A 22,133-nucleotide genomic window follows, 5' to 3' on the forward strand; every position below is an offset into this window, starting at 1 on the left:
GGGCCCCGCCTACCCCCGCGGCTGGTTGTGCAAAGTGTTGGTGTTATGGGGGGGCCCGGCAATCTGGGGGGGGCACCGTACAACGCGGTTTACCCGGGGGGGGGGCCCCCCGCCCCCCCCCCCCCCCCCGGGGGGGGGGGGGGCCCCCCCCGGGCGGGGGGCGCGCCTTTCGTCCGCACGGTCTACAGCAGCGTCTTGATGTCCGCCGCGGCTTCGGGACCGTAGGCCTGGCTGAGGCGCTCGAGCGCGGACTCCTTGGTCAGCGTCCATTCCTGGGTGCCCATGGTCTCCAGCACGAGCACGGCGATCAGCGAGCCCAGCTGCGCGGAACGCTCCAGGCTCAGCCCGGCGGTGTGCGCGGTGAGGAAGCCGGCGCGGAAGGCGTCACCGACGCCGGTCGGCTCGACCTTCTCGATCTCGGGCACGACGCCGACGGTCACGTCGGTGCCGTCGCGATCGACGATCCGCACGCCGTCCGCGCCCAGGGTGGTGACGCGGACGCCGACCTTCTGTGCGACCTCTTCCTCGGTCAGGCCGGTTTTCTGCAGCAGCAGGCCCCACTCGTACTTGTTCGTGAAAAGGTATGCGGCTCCGTCGATCAGCTGCACGGACTGGTCGCCGTCCAAGCGGGCCAGCTGCTGCGAGGGATCGGCGGCGAACGGGATCCCCAATTCGCGGCACTCGGCGGTGTGCCGCAGCATCGCCTCCGGGTCGTTGGCGCCGATCAGGACGAGGTCGAGGTCCCGCGTCTCGGCGAGTTCGGCGATGGAGATGTCGCGGGCCTCGCTCATCGCGCCGGGGTAGAACGACGCGAGCTGGGCCATGTCGTCGTCGGTGGTGCAGACGAAACGCGCGGTGTGCGCGCGGTCGGACACCAGCACGGTGGAGCAGTCGACCCCGTGCTTCTCCAACCAGGCGCGGTACTCGCCGAAGTCGGCGCCGACGGCTCCGATCAGCAGGGGCGTCCGATTGAGCAGGCCCATGGCATAGGCGATGTTGCCACCGACGCCTCCGCGACGGATCTGCAGATCGTCGACGAGGAAGCTCAGCGACACGTGGTCGAGCTGATCGGCCAGCAGTACGTCGGCGAACCGTCCGGGAAAACGCATGAGGTGGTCGGTCGCAATGGACGCGGAAACGGCGATGGACACGTGGCTGAGCCCCTTCAACGGTAGGCGGCAGGCGGTGCAGACCGGGACGCGAGTCCCGATCTCACCGTAGCTGATGCCGCCTCTCCGGGTCTTCAGGCCGTACTAGTTGAGCGGCACCGGATTTGCGTTCAGGTCTTGCGCAAGTGCCGCTCGGGTCCTGGGCGTTCCCGACGAGTTACCCATGTCCTTACGAGATCAGTTGTTCCGATCGAACGCGGCCGATCTCCGCGACCGCGCCGGGACGCTACTACCTCAGTTGAAGGAGTCGCCGCAGGCGCAGGAGCCGGTGGCGTTCGGGTTGTCGATGGTGAAGCCCTGCTTCTCGATGGTGTCGACGAAGTCGATCGAGGCGCCCTGCACGTACGGCGCGCTCATCCGGTCGACGGCCAGCGTGACGCCACCGAAGTCGACGGTCAGGTCGCCGTCGAGTGAGCGGTCGTCGAAGAACAGCTGGTAACGCAGGCCGGCGCAACCACCCGGCTGCACCGCGATCCGCAGCGCCAGGTCGTCGCGGCCCTCCTGGTCGAGCAGGGCCTTCGCCTTCGTGGCGGCGGCGTCGGTCAGAGTCACACCGTGGGTGGCGGTCTCGTTCTGCACAGTCATGAACTCTCCTCGAGGAACCTGTGGTCGAACCCGTGGAACAGCGCACGGGTCGTGTCGGTAAACACCACTCGGCGGGCTGCTATTCCTCCATCTTGCCACCAGCCGGTCCGCGGTGACACGCAACCTCCGTGAGCCCGCACACTCCGGGCGAATCGGACCGCATTTCTCGCCGCGCCACCCATCGAATAGCCTGGTCGGTGTGAAATTGTTCCGTCGCGGCGAGTCCAGCACCACCGACGCGACCGCCGCATCGACGGTGGTCACGAACGGCGACTCGGCCGCAAGCAGCACCCGCGCGGCGGCCACGGCCACCGCGGGCAAGGGCCGTCCCACCCCGAAACGCCGTGACGCGCAAGGCAAGCGCCGCGGCCCGATAGCACCCGCTCCGCTCACCGCGAAGGAGGCCCGCGCCCGGCGCAAGGCCGCGCGGGGCACCAGAGCGGAGCGCAAGGCGGCGTCCGCGAAGCGGCGCGAGGCCGCCGCGGATCGACGGGAGCGCATGCTCGCGGGCGAGGACAAATACCTGCCGCCCCGCGACCAGGGCCCGGTCCGGGCCTTCGTCCGCGACATCGTCGACGCCCGGCGCAACCTGGTCGGCCTGTTCATGCCGATGGCGCTGGTGCTGATCTTCTCGATGTTCCTCGCGCCCGCGCTGCAGACCGTCGTCACCCTGGCCATGCTGGTGATGATGCTGTTCATGGGCATCGAGGGCGTCCTGCTCGGCCGCGTGGTGAACAACCGGGTCAGGGAGCGTTTCCCGGAGACCACCGACGGCGGCTACCGCCTCGGCTGGTACGCCTTCGTCCGCGCCTCGCAGATCCGCAAGATGCGCGCCCCGAAGCCGCGAGTAACCCCCGGCGAAGCTGTGTAGTTTTGCCAGCGCCTGCGGCGCTGGTTGGTCAGCGGTGGTGGGTGTTGCGGCCGAGCATCGCCGTCAGCTCGGAGTGCAGCCGCTGTACGTCGCGGTCGATCACTTGCGCGGATCCCGCGCGGTCGGTGCCGCGGGTGATGAGTGTGGCGAAAGCCACGATGACCGCCAGGGTGATGAGAAAAGTAACCATGGCAGTAATTTTGCGGTCAGTGATTTACCGCCGAAAGTGGCGGTACTGACATAGTTCGCAAAAATACGGCCACTAGACTGGGCGCATGCTGTCGAAGGTCGCCGTGGTGCTGTCCGAACGCATGGCCATGTTCGAATTCGGGGTCATCTGCGAGGTTTTCGGCCTCGACCGCACGGCCGACGGACTGCCCGCCTTCGATTTCCGGGTGTGCGGGGCCGAGCCGGGTGTCCCGCTGCACTCGACCAGCCCTGGCATCACAGTCACACCGGAGTACGGGCTGGAGGAACTGGCGGCGGCCGATCTGGTGGCCATTCCCGCCGCCGCGGCCGACCACGGATTCGATCCGCGGGTCGTCACGGCCATCCGCGACGCTGCTGCCGCCGGGGCGACCGTGCTCACCGTGTGTTCCGGAGCGTTCCTGGCCGGGGCGGCCGGGTTGCTCGACGGCCGCAAATGCACCACGCACTGGCGCTACGTGGAGAAACTCGCGGCCGAGTACCCCGAGGCAACTGTCGATCCGGACGTGCTGTTCGTCGACGAGGGTGACCTGATCACCAGCGCAGGCACCGCCGCGGGCATCGATGCCTGCCTGCACCTGGTGCGGCGCGAACTCGGCAGCGGCGTGGCCAACGCGATCGCGCGGCGGATGGTGGTCCCCCCGCAGCGCGACGGCGGGCAGCGCCAGTTCATCGAACGCCCCGTCGCGGCCTGCACCTCCGACAGCCTGATCCCCACCTTGGAGTGGATGAACGAGCACCTCGACCTGCCGCACACGGTGGAAGACCTGGCCGCCCGCGCCAACATGTCCACCCGCACCTTCGCGCGCCGATTCGCCGCCGAGACCGGAACCACCCCCGTGAAATGGCTCACCAACCAGCGCGTGCTGCTGGCCAAGCAACTGCTCGAGGAAACCGACCTCGGACTGGAACACATCGCCGACCGCTCCGGCTTCGGCTCCGGCGCCCTCCTGCGCCACCACTTCCAGCGCCTCGTCGGCATCGCCCCCACCGAGTACCGCCGCCGCTTCGGACGCAGCTCGGACACACCCGCCTGATCGCGGAACGGCGAGGGACCCCGCGCCCGCTCGGCACGTCTCGCCGCAGGCCGCATTCCGAAGTTCGCCGGAGCACGGCACACGCCGGGCGGGCATCGGCAGTCACGCGGCAATCCGCCGTTCGATTGATACCGTGCACTCGTGTCGGAAAGTCCCTCGCCCGCGGCGCCGCGCAGCATCCTTGTCCTGGGTGGCGCGCGGTCCGGGAAGTCGGCGTTCGCGGAGGACCTCGCGCTCCGGGCCGGCGGCCCGGTGCGCTATCTCGCGACCGCCGTGCCCGATCCCGCCGACCATGATTTCGCCGAGCGCATCGCCAAACATCGCGGCCGACGCCCGGCGGGCTGGTCGACCATCGAAAGCGCGGACCCGACAGCGATTCTCACCGCGTTCATGCCCACGCCGCCCGACGTGACCCTGATCGACGACATCGGCACCTGGCTGACGGCCCGCATCGACGCGCGCGAGGCTTGGGAGGCTCCGCGCGGCACGGTCTCCCCCGACACCGACGCACTGGTCGCGGCCGTCGCCGCCTACACCGGTGATCTCGTGATCGTCAGCCCGGAGGTAGGCATGGGCGTCATCCCGGCCACGCGTTCGGGCCGCCTCTTCCGCGACGAGATCGGCACCCTCAACCAGCGCCTGGCCCAGGTCTGCGACGAGGCCTTCTTGGTCGTAGCGGGCCTTCCCCTCCGTCTCAAGTAGCCCGCGCGACTACGAGCGACGACCGGCGGTGAACCGCGCTGATCGGTCGCACCGCCCACCGCCGGAGATCAGGTCACGAACCCACGGCGCGAAGGGGCAATGGCAAGATTGGGCGGCGTAGTCGGCGGAACCGCCATGACCGAAAGGCTCGATAGTGACGCACGGATTCGGACCGGTAGCGCCTCCGGACACACAGTTTCGTGCGGCGGCCGAGCAACGGCAGGCGCAGCTGACCAAACCCGCTGGCGCACTGGGCCGATTGGAGCAACTCGGCAATTGGGTGGCGGCCTGCCAGGGCACATGCCCGCCGAAGCAGTTCGAGCGCGCCAGGGTCGTGGTCTTCGCCGGGGATCACGGCGTCGCGCGGCACGGGGTGTCGGCGTATCCGAGTGAGGTCACCGCGCAGATGGTCGCGAACTTCCTGGGTGGCGGCGCCGCGGTGAACGCGCTGGCGGCGGTGGCGGGCGCGACGGTTCGGGTGGCGGACATCTCCGTCGACGCCGACACCGATCCGCGGGTGTCCGAGCACAAGGTGCGCCGCTCCAGCGGGGCGATCGATCGCGAGGACGCGCTCACCGCCGAGGAGGTCCGAGCGGCGATCGAAGCAGGCCGTGCCATCGCCGACGAGGAGATCGACGCGGGCGCCGACCTGCTGATCGCGGGTGACATGGGCATCGGCAACACGACTCCGGCCACCGTGCTCGTCGCGAGCCTGACCGATACCGAGCCGGTCGCGGCGGTCGGCCGCGGCACCGGCGTCGACGACGCCGGATGGATCCGCAAGGTCGCCGCGATCCGCGACGCGATGCGCCGTGCCCGCCCGGTGGTGAAGGACCCGGTCGAACTTCTCCGCGTGGCCGCGGGCGCCGACTTCGCCGCGATGGCGGCGTTCCTCGCCCAGGCCGCCACCCGTCGTACGCCCGTCGTCCTGGACGGCGTCGTCGTCACGGCCGCGGCGATGGTCGCAGAGGATCTCGCCGCGGGCGCGAGCGCCTGGTGGCTGGCCGGTCACCGCTCCACCGAACCGGCACACGAACTCGCGCTGCGGCACCTGCGCCTGGATCCGCTGCTCGACCTGACCATGCGCCTCGGCGAAGGCTCCGGCGCCCTGACCGCCCTTCCGATCCTCCGCTCGGCCGTGGCCGCGCTCGCGGAGATGTCCACCTTCGCCGAAGCGGGCGTCAGCACGTCCGACGCCGAACCGGCGAGCGCCCCGCCGAACCTGCGCAAGTGAAGTCCGCCCTGCCGCGAGGCCGCCGCCTGCCTCCGACTCGGCGCGGCTGCCGTGACCTGGTTCCTGCGGGACAGTTCAGGGCTTCGAGCCGTGATCCGCAGGCGTCGGCAGTCCGCCCGCGGCACCCGGCCCCCAGGGAAGCGCCGCCCGTCCGCGGAGGACCGGCGTGAACGGGGTTCGGCTGGCGATCTCCTGGCTCACGGTGCTCCCGGTGCGCGGGCCGGATGCCGTGGACCGCGCGGCGGCGGGGCGGGCGATCCTGCTGGCGCCGCTGGTCGGCGCCCTGCTCGGGGCCGGGGCGGCGGGCCTGCTCTGGGCGCTGACCGGGGCCGGGGCGAGCGCCGCGCTGGCCGGGCTGCTGGTGGTCGGCGCGCTGGCGTTGATCACCAGGGGTATGCATCTCGACGGCCTGGCCGACACCTTGGACGGGCTCGGCAGCTATGGGCCGCCGGAGCGGGCAAGGCAGATCATGAAAAGCGGCGGGGCCGGACCATTCGGCGTCGCCGGGCTGGCGTTCGTCATCGGCATACAGGCGTTCTCGTTCGCGTCCTTGGCCGATTCGGGCCGGTGGTTCGCCGCCGCTCTCGCCGTGGTGACCGGCCGTGTCGCGGTGATCCTCGCTTGCCGGGGTGTCCCGGCCGCGCCGGGCACCGGGTTCGGTGTTCTGGTGGCAGGCACGCAATCGGCCGCCGTCGCGGTCATGTGGCCGGTGACCACGGCGGGTCTCGCCGTGTTCGCCGTGCCGGGCCGCCCGTGGCTCGGCCCGCTGGCCGTGACGCTCGGACTGGCCGCGTCGACGGTTCTGGTCCGGCACTGCGCGCGCCGTTTCGGCGGGCTCTCCGGTGACGTCCTCGGCGCCGCGATCGAGACCACGGTGGCCCTCACCGCGGCCGTGCTGTCCCTCACGATCCAGCCCGGCTGACCGTCTCCGGCGGGCCTTGGGGGCGAGAGTCTGGGTCACTGGAATTTTTCCGGCGGTGGCGCGCGGATCGTCTGGGTCGGGCAATAAGGTGGGCGGTATGTCTTCTGAGCGCCTGTACTTTCGCCAGCTGTTGTCGGGACGCGACTACGCCGTGGGCGATCCGATCGCGACGCAGATGCGCAACTTCGCGTATCTGATCGGCGATCGGGAAACGGGCGACTGCGTGGTGATCGATCCGGCCTACGCCGCGGGTGATCTGGTGGACATCGCCGAGGGCGACGGCCTGCGGCTGAGCGGGGTGCTCGCCACCCACCACCACCCCGATCACGTGGGCGGCACGATGCTCGGCTTCACCCTGCGCGGTGTGCGCGAGCTGCTCGAAAAGACAAGCGTCCCAGTGCATGTCAACGCCAAAGAACTGCCGTGGGTGGCCAACGTCACCGGGATCGCCGAGAGCGAGTTCACCGGCCACGAGCACGGCGACAAGGTCACCGTCGGAGCTTTCGACATCGAGTTACTACACACGCCCGGCCACACGCCGGGCAGTCAGTGCTTCCTGTTCGACAACCGCCTCATCGCGGGCGACACCCTGTTCGTCGACGGCTGTGGCCGCACCGATTTCCCCGGCGGCGATTCGGACGAAATGTTCCGCAGCCTGCGCTACCTGGCCGGACTCGCCGGCGACCCGGTCGTCTATCCGGGCCACTGGTACTCGCAGGAACCCAGCGCCGCGCTGTCCACTGTCCGGGACAAAAACTACGTCATGCGTCCGCAGACGCTGGAGCAGTGGCACATGCTGATGCCGGGCTGAGTCACATCCGCCGCATCCACCCGTGCTTGTCGGCGAAGGTGCCGCGCTGGATGCCGGTGAGGGTGTCGCGCAGGGCCATGGTGACCGCGCCGGGCTCGCCACCGCCGATGGTGAATTCGCCCTCACCGGAGCGAACCCAGCCGACCGGCGTGATCACCGCGGCGGTGCCGCACGCGAAAACCTCGGTGATCTCACCGGATTCGGCGCCCTTGCGCCATTCCTCGACCGAGATCTTGCGCTCCTCGACCGGGAAGCCGGAATCGGCGGCGAGGGTGAGCAGCGAGTCGCGGGTGATGCCGGGCAACAGCGAGCCGGACAGTTCCGGGGTGACCAGGCGCGCGTCGGAGCCGGAACCGAAGACGAAGAACAGGTTGTTGGTACCCATCTCCTCGACGTAGCGGCGCTCACACGCGTCCAGCCACACCACCTGGTCGCAGCCCTTGGCCGACGCCTCGGCCTGGGCCAGCAGCGAAGCCGCGTAGTTGCCGGCGACCTTCGCCTCGCCGGTGCCGCCCGGCGCGGCGCGCACGTATTCGGTGGACAGCCAGACCCGCACCGGCTTGACGCCACGCGGGAAGTACGCCCCCGCCGGGGAACCGAGCAGCAGGTACTTGTACGCCGCGGCGGGCTTCACGCCGAGTCCGGCCTCGGTCGCGAACATGAACGGCCGCAGGTACAGCGATTCCTCGCCGCCCGCCGCGGGCACCCACTCGCGGTCCACCTCGAGCAGTTGGCGCACCGACTCGATGAACAGCTCGTCGGGCAGCTCGGCCATCGCCATCCGGCGAGACGACCGGCGGAAACGCGCGGCGTTGGCGTCGATGCGGAAGCAGGAGACGCTGCCGTCACCGTGCCGGTAGGCCTTGAGTCCCTCGAAGATGGCCTGGCCGTAGTGGAACACCATGGTGGCGGGGTCCAGCGCCAGCGGCCCGTACGGCTCCACCCGCGCGTTCGTCCACGTGCCGCCGACGTAATCGATCGAGACCATGTGATCGGTGAAGTACCGCCCGAACCCCGGCTCCGCCAGTACCTCCTGTCGCCGCTGCGCCGGAAGCGGCGCGGGGTGCGGAATACGGGTGAACTGTGCGGCAGCGGTCATGGCGACGATCCTATCCGGCCCGATTCCGGCCATTTCGCCTTGGTCCACACCCCTCAGCGCAGCGCCGCCCGCAGCCGATCGCCCATGCGTCCGGGAGAAGGACGGGTCACTTGGTGCTGGTCCGCACGAACGGCGGGCGCACGATTTCGCAGCGCACGCGGCGGCCGCGCACGTGGACCTCGACCTCGGCGCCGGGTTGGATGTCCGCCGCGGTGTCGAGCAATGCCAGCGCGATGCCGACCTTGAGGGTGGGCGAGAAGGTGCCGGAAGTGGTTTCGCCGACGGGCTCGCCATCACGCAGCACGGTCTGCCCTTGCCGGAGCACACCCCGGTCGAGTGCTTTCAGCCCCAGCAGGATTCGACGCGGACCGGCCGACTTCTCCTGTTCCAGAGCGGCCTTCCCCCAGAACTCCGGCTTCTGCCAGCCGACCGCCCACCCGCAGCGCGCCTGCACCGGGGAGATGTCCAGGGAGAGTTCGTGCCCGTGCAGCGGATAGCCCATCTCCGTACGCAGGGTGTCGCGGGCCCCGAGCCCGGCCACCTGGCCCGCGGCGGCGCGCACCCGCTCGACCAAGGCGCGGAACAGCGATTCGGCGTCGGCCCAGCGCGGCAGCAATTCGTAGCCGTGCTCGCCGGTGTATCCGGTGCGGCAGACCCGGACGGGACGGCCGTCCCACTCGGCGTCGGCGTAGGCCATGTACTCGAGGTCGGTGGGCAGCCCGAGCGCGCTCAGCACCTCGCCGGAGCGCGGGCCCTGCACGGCGAACACGGCGTAGTCGCGATGCTCGTCGGTCACCGTGACGCCCTCGGGCGCGACCTTGCTCAGTTCCGCGACGACCGCCGCGGTGTTGGCGGCGTTCGGCACCAGGAAGATCTCCTCGTCGCCGACGTAGTAGGCGATCAGGTCGTCGATCACTCCGCCGTCCGGGGCGCAGCACAGTGTGTACTGCGCCTTGCCCGCCCGGATCCGGCCGAGATCGTTGGTCAGGGCCGAGTTCACGAACGCCGCGGCGCCCTGGCCGCGCACCGTCGCCTTGCCGAGATGGCTGACGTCGAACAGCCCCACCGTCGTGCGAACCGCCTGGTGCTCGGTCACCGTGCCCGCATAGGACACCGGCATCTCCCAGCCGCCGAACGGCGCGAAGGTCGCCCCCAGCTCGACGTGCACGGCGTGGATGGGTCCTTGCAGCAGGTTCGTCTCGGTCACCAGCCGAGCTTATCCGGGACCAGGGCGTCCGACGCTCGCACGCACTGAGGCCGGAACCACATCGGGATGAGCGTCGGGCCGTTCTGCGGCAAAGTGTGCGTCGTTCCGGTCGGCGCGAATCCGCAGCGGCTGTAGAGCCGGGCGGATCGTTCGGTGCTGGCTTCCAGGAACGCCGGGACGTCCGCTTGGGATGCCGCCTTCAACCGATCGGCGAGAATCGCCGCACCGGCCCCCTTTCCGCGATGCTCCGGCACCGTGACGATCACCTGCAGGTACCGATGCGGGAACTCCCGGGGGTGTTCGCGGGCGAGCAGGTCGGTGACGATCACCAGCCGCTGCGCCACGCGCAGATCGGGAGCCTGCTCGAGCATGGTCCGCGCCTCGGCGGCTTCGTCGGCGAATCGTTCGACCGAGGTGACGTGCTGCCAGATCGACATCGACCAGATCTCCTCGCCCGCGCCCGCGACCCAGATCTCGTCGTCGCGCAACGCTCGATCGACCAGACCGGGCACGAACGCGGTACGGAAACCCGTGTCGGGCTGTCCTTCGAGCACCCACGCGGTCACCACCTCGTCCGCGCTGGCGATGCCGAACGCCTCGATCAGCGCGTCACGGTCCTGGACACCCGCCTGGCGAGCGGTGATCTCCATCCGCCTCCCCTTTCCCTGCGAACACCGTATTCACGCATGAATCTAGGCAGGTCGAAGCCGTATCACTACCATTTCGTCACACCTGTTCGTGTGTCGAAACGGAATCCGGATGACCTGCGCTATCTGCCACGGCGACCTCGCCCAGCCCAGCCGGGGCCGACGGCGCAAGTACTGCTCGCGCTCCTGCCAGGCCCGCGCCTATCGCGCCCGCCGCGCGGCGATTCCTGTGCGCCGCCCCACCCGTCCGGCGCGGCTCACCACCGTCGGCATCGCACGCGCGGCGGTGGAGCTGGCCGACCGCGACGGACTCGACGGTCTCACCATGCGCCGCCTGGCCGGCGCGCTCGGCGTCGCGACCGCCACCCTCTACCGCCACTTCCCCGACCGCGAAGCGCTCCTGGCGAGCATGGCGGAGCTGGCGCTCGACGAGATCCCGCCGCCCGGGACGGAGTGCGGCGGCTGGCGTCCCCGGCTACGGCACGAAGCGCACGAGGAGTGGCGCCTCTACCGCAGGCATCCGTGGATGCTGCCGCTGCTGGCGCGCGTCCGTCCGCCGCTGGGCCCGGCGCTGCTGGACGTCCTGGAGCGCAACTTCGCCGCCCTCGACCATCCCGGCCTGACCCGGCAGACCGGATTCGCGATCTACCTGGCACTGTCGGGCCTGGTCCAAGGGCTCGCGCTGTTGTGGCGTTCCGAGCGCGCCGACCGCCTCGGCGATCCGCGCGACGCCGCCGAGACGGCCGCGCCGCGCGAACTCGCCGAACTGCTCGACCCGGCGCTGCGTCCCGTCCTGCACCGTTACTTCACCGACCTCTCCACCTTCGAGATGGACTTCGACGACCTACTCGCGACCTCGGTGGAACTCCTGCTCGACGGCGTCGCGGTGCGCCATCCGGAACGAAGCGAATAGCCTGTGCCAATGACCGCTGTTGCAGATCGCTCGCTCGGACCGGAACTGGCACGCACCGAGACCATCGGCGCGGACACCGATGTGCTCGTCATCGGGTTGACCTCCTCGGAGGACGGTCCCGCCATCGTGCCCGAGGACCTGTTCGGCGACGTGCTCACCGCCGACGTGCGCGCGGAACTGCTCGATCAGCTCGGCGTGGTGGGCGCCAAGGGCAAAGCCGAGGAGCTGACCCGCATCCCGGCGCCGGTCGGACTGGACGGCGTGAGCAGCGTCCTGGCCGTCGGCCTCGGCTCCGCCGAGAAGCTCGACGCCGAGCAGATCCGCCGCTCGGCCGGTGTGGCCGCCCGCTCGCTGTCCGGCACCGAACTGGTGGTGACCACGCTGTCCGGGCTGGATATCGGCGCCGCCGCCGAGGGCTTCTACCTGGGCGCCTACTCGTTCACCCCGTTCCGCTCGGACAAGTCGGCGCCCAAGCCGGACGAGCGGCCCGTGGCCCGCGTCGAGTTGCTCGTGCCCGAGCCGGGATTCGGCGAAGAAGCCTTGTTCCGTGCGCAGGTCACCGCCGAGGCCGTCGCCACCGCACGGGATTTCGTGAACACCCCGCCCAGCCATCTGTTCCCGGCCGAGTTCGCGTCGCGTGCTCAGGAACTCGCCGAGGCCGCGGGCCTCACGGTGGAGGTGCTCGATGAGAAAGCGCTGGAAGCGGGCGGTTACGGCGGCGTGCTCGGCGTGGGCAAGGGTTCCTCGCGCCCGCCGCGCCTGATCCGGATCACCTACGCGGGCGGCCCGAAGAAGGTCGCCCTGGTTGGCAAGGGCATCACCTTCGACACCGGCGGCATCTCCATCAAGCCCGCGCAGAACATGGAGAACATGACCTCCGACATGGCGGGCGCCGCCGCCGTGATCGCCACGACGCTGCTGGCCGCGCGGCTGAGCCTGCCGATCACCGTCACCGCGACCGTGCCGATGGCGGAGAACATGCCGTCGGCCACCGCGCAGCGCCCCGGCGACGTGCTCACCCAGTACGGCGGCATCACCGTCGAGGTGCTCAACACCGACGCCGAGGGCCGGTTGATCCTCGCCGACGCGATCGTGCGCGCGAGCGAGGACGACCCGGAGTACCTGATCGACGTGGCCACCCTGACCGGGGCGCAGATGGTCGCGCTCGGCACCCGCACGCCCGGCGTGATGGGCACCGACGAGTTCCGCGACCGGGTCGCACGCATCTCCCGCGAGGTCGGGGAGAACGGCTGGGCCATGCCGCTTCCCGCCGAACTGCGCGGCGACCTGAACTCCAAGATCGCCGACCTGGCCAATGTCGCGCCGCACCGCTGGGGCGGCATGCTCTCGGCCGGGCTGTTCCTCAAGGAGTTCGTCCCGGAGAACGTGCAGTGGGCCCACCTCGACGTGGCGGGCCCGGCCTATAACACCGGCGGTCCGTTCGGCTACATCGGCAAGGGCGGCACCGGCGTCCCCGTTCGCACGCTGATCGCCGTGCTCCAGGACATCGCCGGGGAGTGAGCGCGACGCGCGTCGTCCGGGACGACTCCCGGACGACGCGCACAGGCCACCCCGCCCGACCGCATCACGTGTTCCATGCTCCTGGCCGGACGCCGGACCGACATTCCGGCGCGGCCGGCTCGCGTCACTGACGGCAAGCGAGACGGCTCCGCGGCACCCCCACGGGTCCGGCGGGAATCGGGCGCAACGGACAATCCGACGGCTCAGAGGTCGTACAGATCCCGCTCCATTTCGCGCTGCCGCTCCACTCGCTTACGCGCGTCGTAGTCGCGCATGCGTTGCGGATACCCGGTCTTGCGGACGTCGTAGACGGGGATGTGCAAATCCTTGGCAAGCCGTTGCGCCCCGCGCTCGCCGACGATCCGGCGTGTCCATTCACCATCCGCGGCAATAAGGACGACTGTGACATCTGTCACCGTGGTCTTCGGTTCGATGTAGCCCTCGACGCCCACGTGCGTGCGCACCCAATCGGCCAGATAACGAGCGTCCGGCCCGGACACCGAACCCCCACGTGAAGTGCCGCCACCCCAGGCGGCGCCGCCGCGGAAACGATCCAGCAAACCCAACGACGCCGACCTCCTTTCCTGCACCGGAGAATGTTCACCGCCGGTCTTCCCATACTGCCAGCTCCGCGCAGTACGCCGCCCTGTGCTACATGGCTTGCGCGCGAGTGCAAGGATGGACCGCGGTACAAGAACCACACGGATCTCCGGTGCCACGCACAATGATCGGTGGCTTCCGGACTCCCGTCGCGACCCGCGCCGGGCGTCCGCAGTGAGATCAACTGTTGTAGAACCCCGTCGAGCAGTCAGAGGAGTCAACGGACATGGCCTTCTCCGTCCAGATGCCCGCTCTTGGTGAGAGCGTCACCGAGGGAACGGTGACCAGGTGGCTGAAGCAGGAAGGAGACACGGTCGAGGTCGACGAGCCGCTGCTCGAAGTCTCCACCGACAAGGTCGACACCGAAATCCCGTCCCCCGCGGCGGGTGTGCTGTCGAAGATCGTCGCGAACGAAGACGACGTGGTCGAGGTCGGCGGCGAGCTCGGCGTGATCAGCGAGCCCGGTGAGGCGGCTTCTTCCGCTCCCGCGCCCGCTCCCGAAGCCGCGGCGCCCGCGCAGGAGACCCCAGTCCCTTCGGAGGAAGCGCCTGCCGCCGAGCCCCAGCCCGCTCCCGCCGAGCAGCCCGCGCCCGCCGCCCAGGCCGCTCCCGCGTCGTCGGGTGACAGCACGCCGGTGAAGATGCCGGAACTCGGCGAGTCGGTCACCGAGGGCACCGTCACCCGCTGGCTGAAGGCGGTCGGTGACGAGGTCGCCGTCGACGAGCCGTTGCTCGAGGTCTCCACCGACAAGGTCGACACCGAGATCCCCTCGCCCGTCGCGGGCACCCTGCTGGAGATCTCCGCCCAGGAAGACGACATCGTGGCCGTCGGTGGGCAGCTCGGCGTCATCGGCAGCGGAGCACCGGCGGCCGCCGCCCCGGCTCCCGCGCCCGCCCCGGCACCTGCCCCGAAGCCCGAACCGGCCCCGAAGCCCGAACCGGCCCCGGTCGCCGCCGCCCCGGCTCCCGCACCCGCACCCGCCCAGGCTCCCGCTCCCAAGCCCGAACCGGCTCCCGCGCCCGCCGCCGCGGTGGCCGCCGAATCCTCCAACGGCGCAACCCCGTACGTCACTCCGCTGGTCCGCAAGCTGGCCGACGAGCACAACGTCGACCTCGCCGCGATCACCGGTTCCGGTGTCGGGGGCCGCATTCGCAAGCAGGATGTGCTCGCCGCCGCCGAGGCCAAGAAGGCTCCTGCTCCGGCGGCTGCTCCCGCCGCGGCCGCGCCCGCCGCGCAGGCTCCCGCCGCGCCCGCCGCCGCCCGTTCCCAGCTGGCCCACCTGGTCGGCACGGTGCAGAAGGCCAACCGCATCCGCCAGATCACCGCGACCAAGACCCGCGAGTCGCTGCAGACCACCGCGCAGCTGACCCAGGTGCACGAGGCCGACGTCACCAAGATCGCGGCGCTGCGCAAGCAGGCCAAGGCGGCCTTCAAGGAGCGCGAAGGCGTCAACCTGACGTTCCTGCCCTTCTTCGCCAAGGCCGTGGTCGAGGCGCTGGGCGTGCACCCGAACGTCAACGCCAGCTACGACGAGTCCAGCAAGGAGATCACCTACCACGCCTCGGTGCACCTCGGCATCGCCGTCGACACCGAGCAGGGCCTGCTGTCCCCGGTGATCCACAACGCCAGCGACCTGTCGCTGGCCGGGCTGGCGCGGGCCATCGCCGACATCGCCAACCGGGCCCGCAACGGCGGACTCAAGCCCGACGAGCTGGCCGGCGGCACCTTCACCATCACCAACATCGGCAGCCAGGGCGCGCTGTTCGACACCCCGATCCTGGTTCCGCCGCAGGCGGCCATGCTGGGCACGGGCGCGATCGTCAAGCGTCCGGTCGTCGTGACCGACGAGACCGGCAACGAGTCCATCGGCGTCCGCTCGATGTGCTACCTGCCGCTCACCTACGACCACCGCCTGATCGACGGCGCCGACGCCGGGCGCTTCCTGACCACGATCCGTCACCGGCTCGAGGAAGCGGCGTTCGAGGCCGATCTCGGCCTGTGAGGAAGGTCCCGCGGCACGTATGAAGGTCGTGATCGCCGGCTCGTCCGGGTTGATCGGGACGGCGCTCGTCGCGGCTCTGCGCCGCGACGGGCACGAGGTCGCCAGGCTGGTGCGCAGGAAAACCGCGGGTCCGGACGAATTCGCCTGGAACCCGGCCCGCGCCCACCTGGACGAGCGGGCGCTTCGCGGCGCCGACGCCGTGGTCAACCTGTGCGGCGCGGGCGTGGGACGGCGCCGCTGGAACGGCAGTTTCAAACAAGAGCTGCGGGACAGCCGGATCACGCCCACCGACGTGCTGGCCGGGGCGGTGGCCGACGCGGGTGTCCCCGTGCTGCTCAACGCCAGCGGCGTGCACTACTACGGCGGCGCGACCGGCGATCGGGTGGTGGACGAGTCATCGCCTGCCGGTTCCGGATTCCTGGCCGCGCTGTGCCGTGACTGGGAGAAGGCGACCGAACCCGCCACGGCGGCCGGGGTGCGCACCGTGCTGTTGCGCAGCGCCGTGGTGCTGTCCCGGGCCGGTGGCCTGCTCGGCATGTTGCATCCGCTGTACGCGGTCGGCTTGGGCGGGCGGCTGGGCAACGGTCGCCAGTACACGCCGTGGATCTCGATGGCCGACGAGATCGGCGCGATCGTCTTCGCGCTCACCCATGACACGATGTCCGGTCCGATCAACGTGGTCGGTCCCGCACCGGTCACCAACGCCGAGTTCAGCCGCGCGCTGGGCCGGGCGCTGCATCGCCCGACTCCGCTCGTCATCCCGGCATTCGCGCTGCACGCGCTGGTCGGCGAGATGGCGCGGGAGGCGATCCTGCACGGCCCGAGGGCCATTCCCACCGCTCTCGAGGAAGCGGGCTACCAGTTCCACCATCCCACCATCGGCGCCGCGCTCGCGGCCGCGGTGGGACGACCCGGAGATGTTCGATGACCGACCGACTCGACACCAGGCCCGCCACCGTCATCCGCGACGCCACCACCGACGATCTTCCGGCGATCCTCGACATCCACAACGCGAATATCGCCACGTCCACCGCGATCTGGGACACCGAGCGCGTCGGCTTGGACGAACGGCTCGGCTGGTTCCAGGCCCGCACCGGCGCGAGCCTGCCCGTGCTGGTCGCCGAGATCGGCGGGGAGCTGGCCGGTTACGCGAGCTACGGGCCTTGGCGAGCCAAATCGGGATACCGCTACACGGTCGAGAACTCCGTGTACGTCGACGAACGCTTCCAGCGTCGCGGCATCGCCACCGCCCTGCTCACCGAGTTGATCGACCGTGCGCGCCGCGCGGGCGCCGTGCACGCCATGATCGCCGCCATCGAATCCTCCAACACCGGTTCGATCGTGCTGCACGAACGCTTCGGCTTCCGCACCGTCGGCGTGCTGCCCGAGGTGGGCCACAAATTCGGCCGCTGGATGGATCTGACCCTCATGCAGCTGACCTTGCCGGTCGAGGTCGACTGACCCGCATCTTCGCACCTCACCTGCCCGAATCTCGCGCGGAGTACCAGTTGTTCGCGCGGCAATGCGCTCGTCTACGCAGGGCGGCCGGGCCGTAGTCGAGCCTCGGCGTCGCTGCGAGCGTGTCCTTCAGATACTGCGGTCTCGGCACCAGCCCGCGAGACCCCAACGCATGGACCTGGCGACAGCCGCCAGGATGCGAGATCGCCTGTCTGAGATCAGGCCGAACAAGGACCGGGAACCTTCTCCGGTCAGCGTAAGGGCAACCCTCCAGCTCTCCACCTGGCAACCCCGCCACGACTGTGGGGGTTCCCACATCCAGGTGCTGGAACCGGCCGTCCCCGTGGGCGTACCGTCGTCGCTGTGATCAACCCGCGCACCACCCGGTCCGCCCGATTCGATACGACCCCGATCGTGGTCGAGGATCTCGGACTCATCGACTATCACGCCGCCTGGGACCTGCAACGCGGCATCGCCGAGCAGCGCGCCGACGGCAACGGATCCGATCATCTGCTGCTGCTCGAACATCCGTCGGTGTACACCGCGGGCCGCCGCACCGAGGCCGACGACCTGCCCATCGACGGCAGTCCGGTGGTGCAGGTCGACCGCGGTGGCAAGATCACCTGGCACGGTCCGGGCCAACTGGTCGGCTACCCCATCGTGCGGCTCGCCGAGCCGGTCGACGTCGTCGACTACGTGCGCCGCCTCGAGGAGGCGTTGATCACCGTGTGCACCGGCCTCGGTCTGGTCTGTGGCCGCGTCGAGGGCCGCTCGGGCGTCTGGCTGCCCGCCACCGAGTTGTACGCCGAACGCAAGATCGCCGCGATCGGGGTGCGCGTGCAGCGTGGCGTGGCCCTGCACGGCGTCTCGTTCAACTGCAACGCCGCCATGGACGGGTTCCAGGCCATCGTCCCCTGCGGCATCCGCGACGCGGGCGTCACCACGTTGACCCGCGAACTCGGTCGAGAAGTGACCGTCGCCGAGATCAAGCCGCTGGTGGCCGACGCCATCATCCGCGCGCTCGACGGCGACCTGCCGGTCGGCGAGCACGATATCTCCCGCGTCACTCCTGGTGACACCACCCCGCGTACCACGAACGCGACGGCGTAAGGTCGATCAAGTGACCTCAGTCGATACCCCGACACCACACAACGCGTCCGCACCCAACGGCCGCAAGCTCTTGCGCATCGAAGCCCGCAACGCGGAAACCCCCATCGAGCGCAAACCCAAGTGGATTCGCACCCGCGCCACCATGGGGCCCGAGTACTCCGAACTCAAGGGTTTGGTGAAGCGCGAAGGCCTGCACACTGTTTGCGAGGAAGCGGGCTGCCCCAACATCTTCGAATGCTGGGAAGACCGCGAGGCCACCTTCCTGATCGGCGGCGAACAGTGCACGCGCCGTTGCGATTTCTGCCAGATCGACACCGGCAAGCCCGCCGCCCTGGATCGCGACGAGCCCCGCCGCGTCGCCGAGAGCGTCCAGGCCATGGGCTTGCGCTACTCGACCATCACCGGCGTCGCCCGCGACGACCTGGAAGACGGCGGCGCCTGGCTCTACGCCGAAACCGTCCGCGCCATCAAGCGTCTGAATCCGCACACGGGCGTGGAACTGCTGATCCCCGACTTCAACGCGAACCCCGACCAGCTCGCCGAGGTCTTCTCCGCGCGCCCGGAAGTGCTGGCGCACAACCTCGAAACGGTTCCGCGCATCTTCAAGCGCATCCGCCCGGCCTTCCGTTACGAGCGCTCCCTCGCGGTCCTGACCGCCGCCCGCGAAGCCGGTCTGGTCACCAAGTCGAATCTCATCCTCGGCATGGGCGAAACCCCCGAGGAAGTCACCCAGGCCATGCGCGACCTGCACGAGGCAGGCTGCGACATCCTCACCATCACCCAGTACCTGCGCCCCTCCCCCCGCCACCACCCTGTGGACCGCTGGGTGAAGCCGGAGGAATTCGTCGAGCACTCCGAGGCGGCCGAGGAAATCGGCTTCGCGGGCGTCATGGCGGGCCCCCTGGTCCGCTCCTCCTACCGGGCCGGGCGGCTCTACGCCCAGGCGATGGCCCACCATGGCCGCGAGATCGCTCCCGAGATGGCGCACCTCGCTGAGGAGGGCACCGCCTCCCAGGAAGCCAGCTCGGTGCTGGCCCGCTTCGGCAACTGATCCTTACTGTCGGCCCTCGCGCCCAGCCTTCGCGCGCGAGGGCCGACGCGTGTCCGAAGCAGACCACACTGTGCTTAAACTAAGATTGATTCTTAGTAAGTTGTCACCTTAGTTCAGGAGGCGGGTGTGGAGTTCACCGGAAGGTCCGCAGACCTCGACCTGCTCACTCGTCAACTGAACTCGGTGATCGAGGGCACCGGCACCACCCGGGGCCGTGCCGTCATCGTGACCGGTCGCCGACGGGTCGGTAAATCGCGGCTCGTCCAGGAATTCTGCGATCGTTCCGACCACGGCTACCTGGTCTTTCAGGCAACGCGCGGGCGCAATCCCGTTGCCGAGCGTGAGGAGTTCACCGCTACGGTCGCTCAGTCCGGGTTCGGGCGCGCGGAGTTGATCAGCGGGTTGCAGGCCGGCGACTGGAATCAAGCTCTCCGGTCCCTGGCGATCGCCTTACCCGATGACGCGCCCTGCATCGCGGTTATCGATGAGGTGCCGTGGCTGGTCGAACAGGATCCGGAGTTCGAAGGCGCGTTGCAGACGGTGTGGGATCGCCACCTGTCGGCCAAGCCGGTGCTACTGCTCCTGGTCGGCAGCGACATCTCCGTCATGGAGGCCCTCGGATCACGCGACCGGCCGTTCTTCGGACGCGCGACGAGAATGACCGTCGAACCGCTGCATTTGGCCGATGTGCAGGCCATGACCGGCCTCGACGCCGCCGACAGCGTCGACGCGCTGCTGATCACCGGCGGGTTCCCCGAGATCGTGAGTTCGTGGCGCCCAGGAATGAGCCGTACCGACTTCCTGCGGGACGCGGCCGCGAATCCGCTGGCTCCTTTGCTCGTGGCAGGCGAGTTGTCGCTGCTGGGGGAGTTTCCGGAGGGAATGCGCTCGCGCGCGGTCCTGGAAGCCATCGGCAGCGGAGAACGAACCTTCAGTACCATCGCCGCCGAAGCCGGTGGAACGAACGCACTGCCCGCGGGCACCCTCAATCCGCTGCTGAACATGTTGCAGGACAAGCGAATCGTGGCTGGCGATCTTCCGCTGTCCACGAAGCCGGATACCAAGAACAAACGCTACCGAATCGCCGACCCCTATCTCCGGTTCTGGCTCGCCTTCCTGGAACGCGGCATTCCACTCATCGAACGCGGCCGTGGCGATGTCGCACTGAACCGGATCGAACGTTCCTGGACCACCTGGCGCGGACGCGCTATCGAACCGCTGGTCCGCGAATCCCTCATGCGTCTGCTGCCCGATGCGAGGTGGCCGGACACCGAGGCGGTCGGTGGCTGGTGGAACCGGCAGAACAATCCCGAAATCGACCTGATCGGGGCCGATCGAGAACCGGTCGCCAGGGCGGTGCATTTCGTCGGCTCGATCAAGTGGCTCGAAGATCGCCCGTTCGACCGCCATGATTACGACCGTCTCGCCCGTTCGCTGTCCGCAGTGCCCGGAACCGATCACGGCACCGCACTCGTAGCCGTCTCGCGATCCGGCGTCGCGAAGAACTTGCCGCTGGCATTGCATTGGGGGCCAGAGGATCTCGTTCGAGCATGGGGGTGACTCTCGATCCGAATCGGTCTGTTGAGCCGAGCGGACGCCCGGATAATCTGCGTCCACGACTCGAGGATGCCGAGCGGTGCGAACGGAATCGACTCAACGGACGGGCGGAACTTTTCGCGGAGCGCGATCTTGCAAGCCGGTAGGAGTGGTTGCGAGGTAGTCGCGAGGTAATTGCCCATGCCCGCTCCGAGTTGTCAGCACAAGCGTGGATACAGAGTTCCAGTAATCGGATCGAGACCAAGTTGGTCTCGTTACTGCAAAATACTAATTTGTGGTCCAAATCACGTTTGTCAGCAAAATGCCTGGTAGTGGCGTTGATAGGTATAGCCGATCGGCGCTTACAAGATCGCTTATCCGGACCATTAACTGACTGTTTGCCGTGCGTTAACCAGTCGTGATCAAGCTGAGATCAGGTCTGAGAGGGACCTGGGAAACAGCTCCACAGCCCACGGCTTGTTTCTCTTCGGGTACGGCAGCGGCACCGACGGGCATCGCCCCCGAGTTGTGCACCGCGTCGCGCCGCCAGGAATTCGAACCCTGGCCTTCACAACGAAATCCGAAAACCGCACACGAGCCGAGATGGCGAACACCTTACCTGGTGCCCGCCGTGGATCCGCGCTGGGTTTTCCCGGCCGGATCGCCGCACGAACAAGGAACTGATTTCTCGATGTCTGACGCACGCCTTTCTTTTCTCCGCCGCCCGTCCCTTCGTAAGGGCGCTGCCCTCGCCGCCACCGTCGGCGTGATCGCCGTCGGCTTCTCCGCCGGTGTGGCGGTGGCCGACGACAGCGCTCCGGTGCCCGTTACGCCGGTCGCCGCGCCGTTCGACCTCCCGGCTCTGCCGGGACTGCCCGAACTGCCCGCGTTGCCAGGGCTGCCCGCTCCCGCGCCCGAGGGCCTCGTGCCCGCACCGCCGCAGGTCTACGAGAACAACCTCGACGGCTGGATCCGCCAGTCCCTCGACGTCATGCGCCTGCACGGCATTCCGGGGAGCTACGAGGGCATCCACCGCAACATCATGCGCGAATCCGGCGGCAACCCCAAGGCCATCAACCTGTCGGACTCCAACGCCGCCAAAGGCACCCCCTCCAAGGGCCTGCTCCAGGTGATCGACCCGACCTTCAACGCCTACCACGTCGACGGCACCGCCTTCGACATCTGGGACCCGGTCGCCAACATCACCGCCGCCTGCAACTACGCGGCTCATCGGTACGGCTCGATGGACAACGTCAACGGGGCCTACTGAGCCTCGAACTCGGATCCGGCAAGCGCCTCCTCGTCTCCTCGACGCGGAGGCGCTGCCGTTTCCGGGTGCGACCGCACCACCGCGGCACCGCTGTTTCAGCCCTGTCCCCACGACTCGGGCTGGACTTCCTCGACGCGGAGGCCGTCGACGCTTGCGGACAGCTTTGCCGGGCCGGGCTCAG

The 22,133-nt window shown here is 69.3% G+C and carries 22 protein-coding genes; 15 read left to right on the forward strand and 7 right to left on the reverse strand.

Annotation, left to right across the window (positions count from 1 at the left end; translation table 11 throughout):
• Positions 1–182: 182 nt before the first annotated feature.
• Positions 183–1,151, reverse strand: a complete 969-nt coding sequence (locus ACL03I_RS14430) for a carbohydrate kinase family protein (RefSeq protein WP_355072915.1) — start codon at positions 1,149–1,151, stop codon at positions 183–185.
• A gap of 252 nt (positions 1,152–1,403) precedes the next feature.
• Positions 1,404–1,754 carry a HesB/IscA family protein gene (locus tag ACL03I_RS14435; RefSeq protein ID WP_355072914.1) on the reverse strand — a complete coding sequence of 117 codons (351 nt, stop codon included), beginning with the start codon at positions 1,752–1,754 and terminating at the stop codon, positions 1,404–1,406.
• A gap of 256 nt (positions 1,755–2,010) precedes the next feature.
• On the opposite strand from ACL03I_RS14435, the gene ACL03I_RS14440 reads away from it, so the two are divergent.
• Positions 2,011–2,625, forward strand: a complete 615-nt coding sequence (locus ACL03I_RS14440; RefSeq protein ID WP_355072997.1) for a DUF3043 domain-containing protein — start codon at positions 2,011–2,013, stop codon at positions 2,623–2,625.
• 28 nt (positions 2,626–2,653) lie between these two features.
• Here the strand turns inward: ACL03I_RS14440 and ACL03I_RS14445 are convergent, their stop codons facing one another.
• The gene (locus ACL03I_RS14445; protein WP_355072912.1) at positions 2,654–2,815 is read right to left on the reverse strand and encodes a hypothetical protein; all 162 of its coding nucleotides are present in this window, start codon (positions 2,813–2,815) and stop codon (positions 2,654–2,656) included.
• 85 nt (positions 2,816–2,900) lie between these two features.
• Between ACL03I_RS14445 and ACL03I_RS14450 the strand changes: the two genes are divergently transcribed.
• From ACL03I_RS14450 to ACL03I_RS14470, 5 genes are all read left to right on the forward strand, one after another.
• Complete coding sequence (locus tag ACL03I_RS14450; RefSeq protein WP_355072910.1) at positions 2,901–3,869, forward strand: helix-turn-helix domain-containing protein; 969 nt, start codon at positions 2,901–2,903, stop codon at positions 3,867–3,869.
• A gap of 141 nt (positions 3,870–4,010) precedes the next feature.
• Positions 4,011–4,571: a bifunctional adenosylcobinamide kinase/adenosylcobinamide-phosphate guanylyltransferase gene (gene cobU / locus ACL03I_RS14455; RefSeq protein WP_356965143.1), complete on the forward strand. Its 561-nt coding sequence runs from the start codon at positions 4,011–4,013 to the stop codon at positions 4,569–4,571.
• A 154-nt stretch (positions 4,572–4,725) separates the two neighbouring features.
• Positions 4,726–5,805 (forward strand): nicotinate-nucleotide--dimethylbenzimidazole phosphoribosyltransferase, encoded by a 1,080-nt coding sequence (gene cobT / locus ACL03I_RS14460; protein WP_355072906.1) that lies wholly within the window; start codon positions 4,726–4,728, stop codon positions 5,803–5,805.
• Between the two features lie 166 nt (positions 5,806–5,971).
• Positions 5,972–6,727, forward strand: coding sequence for an adenosylcobinamide-GDP ribazoletransferase (locus ACL03I_RS14465; RefSeq protein ID WP_412806190.1), 756 nt, complete (start codon positions 5,972–5,974; stop codon positions 6,725–6,727).
• A 97-nt stretch (positions 6,728–6,824) separates the two neighbouring features.
• Complete coding sequence (locus ACL03I_RS14470; RefSeq protein WP_355072903.1) at positions 6,825–7,538, forward strand: MBL fold metallo-hydrolase; 714 nt, start codon at positions 6,825–6,827, stop codon at positions 7,536–7,538.
• Between the two features lies 1 nt (position 7,539).
• Here ACL03I_RS14470 and ACL03I_RS14475 read toward each other — a convergent pair whose 3' ends face one another.
• The 3 genes from ACL03I_RS14475 to ACL03I_RS14485 all read right to left on the reverse strand — a co-directional run bounded on the left by ACL03I_RS14475 (position 7,540) and on the right by ACL03I_RS14485 (position 10,494).
• The gene (locus ACL03I_RS14475; RefSeq protein ID WP_355072901.1) at positions 7,540–8,637 is read right to left on the reverse strand and encodes a branched-chain amino acid aminotransferase; all 1,098 of its coding nucleotides are present in this window, start codon (positions 8,635–8,637) and stop codon (positions 7,540–7,542) included.
• Positions 8,638–8,743: 106 nt separating this feature from the next.
• Positions 8,744–9,844 (reverse strand): glycine cleavage system aminomethyltransferase GcvT, encoded by a 1,101-nt coding sequence (gene gcvT, locus ACL03I_RS14480; RefSeq protein ID WP_412806191.1) that lies wholly within the window; start codon positions 9,842–9,844, stop codon positions 8,744–8,746.
• Positions 9,841–10,494, reverse strand: coding sequence for a GNAT family N-acetyltransferase (locus ACL03I_RS14485; RefSeq protein WP_364427888.1), 654 nt, complete (start codon positions 10,492–10,494; stop codon positions 9,841–9,843). Before ACL03I_RS14485 ends, gcvT begins: the two co-directional genes overlap by 4 nt.
• Before the next feature lie 109 nt (positions 10,495–10,603).
• Here ACL03I_RS14485 and ACL03I_RS14490 point away from each other — a divergent pair, with 109 nt between their 5' ends.
• Positions 10,604–11,404: a TetR/AcrR family transcriptional regulator gene (locus tag ACL03I_RS14490; protein WP_412806192.1), complete on the forward strand. Its 801-nt coding sequence runs from the start codon at positions 10,604–10,606 to the stop codon at positions 11,402–11,404.
• Positions 11,405–11,413: 9 nt separating this feature from the next.
• Positions 11,414–12,925 carry a leucyl aminopeptidase gene (locus ACL03I_RS14495; protein ID WP_355072894.1) on the forward strand — a complete coding sequence of 504 codons (1,512 nt, stop codon included), beginning with the start codon at positions 11,414–11,416 and terminating at the stop codon, positions 12,923–12,925.
• A gap of 203 nt (positions 12,926–13,128) precedes the next feature.
• Here ACL03I_RS14495 and ACL03I_RS14500 read toward each other — a convergent pair whose 3' ends face one another.
• Positions 13,129–13,491, reverse strand: coding sequence for an oxidoreductase (locus ACL03I_RS14500; RefSeq protein WP_412806193.1), 363 nt, complete (start codon positions 13,489–13,491; stop codon positions 13,129–13,131).
• 260 nt (positions 13,492–13,751) lie between these two features.
• Between ACL03I_RS14500 and sucB the strand changes: the two genes are divergently transcribed.
• The 7 genes from sucB (at position 13,752) to ACL03I_RS14535 (ending at position 21,952) form a co-directional block, all read left to right on the forward strand.
• Complete coding sequence (gene sucB, locus ACL03I_RS14505) at positions 13,752–15,527, forward strand: 2-oxoglutarate dehydrogenase, E2 component, dihydrolipoamide succinyltransferase (protein ID WP_412806194.1); 1,776 nt, start codon at positions 13,752–13,754, stop codon at positions 15,525–15,527.
• 19 nt (positions 15,528–15,546) lie between these two features.
• The gene (locus tag ACL03I_RS14510; RefSeq protein WP_355072890.1) at positions 15,547–16,455 is read left to right on the forward strand and encodes a TIGR01777 family oxidoreductase; all 909 of its coding nucleotides are present in this window, start codon (positions 15,547–15,549) and stop codon (positions 16,453–16,455) included.
• Positions 16,452–16,988, forward strand: coding sequence for a GNAT family N-acetyltransferase (locus ACL03I_RS14515; RefSeq protein WP_355072888.1), 537 nt, complete (start codon positions 16,452–16,454; stop codon positions 16,986–16,988). Before ACL03I_RS14510 ends, ACL03I_RS14515 begins: the two co-directional genes overlap by 4 nt.
• Before the next feature lie 360 nt (positions 16,989–17,348).
• Positions 17,349–18,095 (forward strand): lipoyl(octanoyl) transferase LipB, encoded by a 747-nt coding sequence (gene lipB / locus ACL03I_RS14520; protein WP_355072887.1) that lies wholly within the window; start codon positions 17,349–17,351, stop codon positions 18,093–18,095.
• A 10-nt stretch (positions 18,096–18,105) separates the two neighbouring features.
• Positions 18,106–19,146 carry a lipoyl synthase gene (lipA, locus tag ACL03I_RS14525; protein WP_355072885.1) on the forward strand — a complete coding sequence of 347 codons (1,041 nt, stop codon included), beginning with the start codon at positions 18,106–18,108 and terminating at the stop codon, positions 19,144–19,146.
• 126 nt (positions 19,147–19,272) lie between these two features.
• A complete protein-coding gene (locus ACL03I_RS14530; protein WP_412806195.1) occupies positions 19,273–20,706 on the forward strand; it encodes an ATP-binding protein in 1,434 nt (477 codons plus the stop codon).
• A 667-nt stretch (positions 20,707–21,373) separates the two neighbouring features.
• Positions 21,374–21,952 (forward strand): transglycosylase SLT domain-containing protein, encoded by a 579-nt coding sequence (locus ACL03I_RS14535; protein WP_412806196.1) that lies wholly within the window; start codon positions 21,374–21,376, stop codon positions 21,950–21,952.
• Positions 21,953–22,133: the final 181 nt, after the last annotated feature.

Origin of the sequence: Nocardia sichangensis (assembly GCF_047200615.1) — a bacterium.
In the GTDB taxonomy this organism is placed as follows: domain Bacteria; phylum Actinomycetota; class Actinomycetes; order Mycobacteriales; family Mycobacteriaceae; genus Nocardia; species Nocardia sichangensis.

Coding starts and splice junctions, on each gene's coding strand:
- ACL03I_RS14490 (WP_412806192.1), top strand. CDS start 10,604: ATGACCTGCGCTATCTGCCACGGCGACCTCGCCCAGCCCAGCCGGGGC.
- ACL03I_RS14475 (WP_355072901.1), bottom strand. CDS start 8,637: ATGACCGCTGCCGCACAGTTCACCCGTATTCCGCACCCCGCGCCGCTT.
- ACL03I_RS14450 (WP_355072910.1), top strand. CDS start 2,901: ATGCTGTCGAAGGTCGCCGTGGTGCTGTCCGAACGCATGGCCATGTTC.
- ACL03I_RS14515 (WP_355072888.1), top strand. CDS start 16,452: ATGACCGACCGACTCGACACCAGGCCCGCCACCGTCATCCGCGACGCC.
- ACL03I_RS14495 (WP_355072894.1), top strand. CDS start 11,414: ATGACCGCTGTTGCAGATCGCTCGCTCGGACCGGAACTGGCACGCACC.
- ACL03I_RS14510 (WP_355072890.1), top strand. CDS start 15,547: ATGAAGGTCGTGATCGCCGGCTCGTCCGGGTTGATCGGGACGGCGCTC.
- ACL03I_RS14535 (WP_412806196.1), top strand. CDS start 21,374: ATGTCTGACGCACGCCTTTCTTTTCTCCGCCGCCCGTCCCTTCGTAAG.
- sucB (WP_412806194.1), top strand. CDS start 13,752: ATGGCCTTCTCCGTCCAGATGCCCGCTCTTGGTGAGAGCGTCACCGAG.
- ACL03I_RS14470 (WP_355072903.1), top strand. CDS start 6,825: ATGTCTTCTGAGCGCCTGTACTTTCGCCAGCTGTTGTCGGGACGCGAC.
- ACL03I_RS14485 (WP_364427888.1), bottom strand. CDS start 10,494: ATGGAGATCACCGCTCGCCAGGCGGGTGTCCAGGACCGTGACGCGCTG.
- ACL03I_RS14445 (WP_355072912.1), bottom strand. CDS start 2,815: ATGGTTACTTTTCTCATCACCCTGGCGGTCATCGTGGCTTTCGCCACA.
- ACL03I_RS14435 (WP_355072914.1), bottom strand. CDS start 1,754: ATGACTGTGCAGAACGAGACCGCCACCCACGGTGTGACTCTGACCGAC.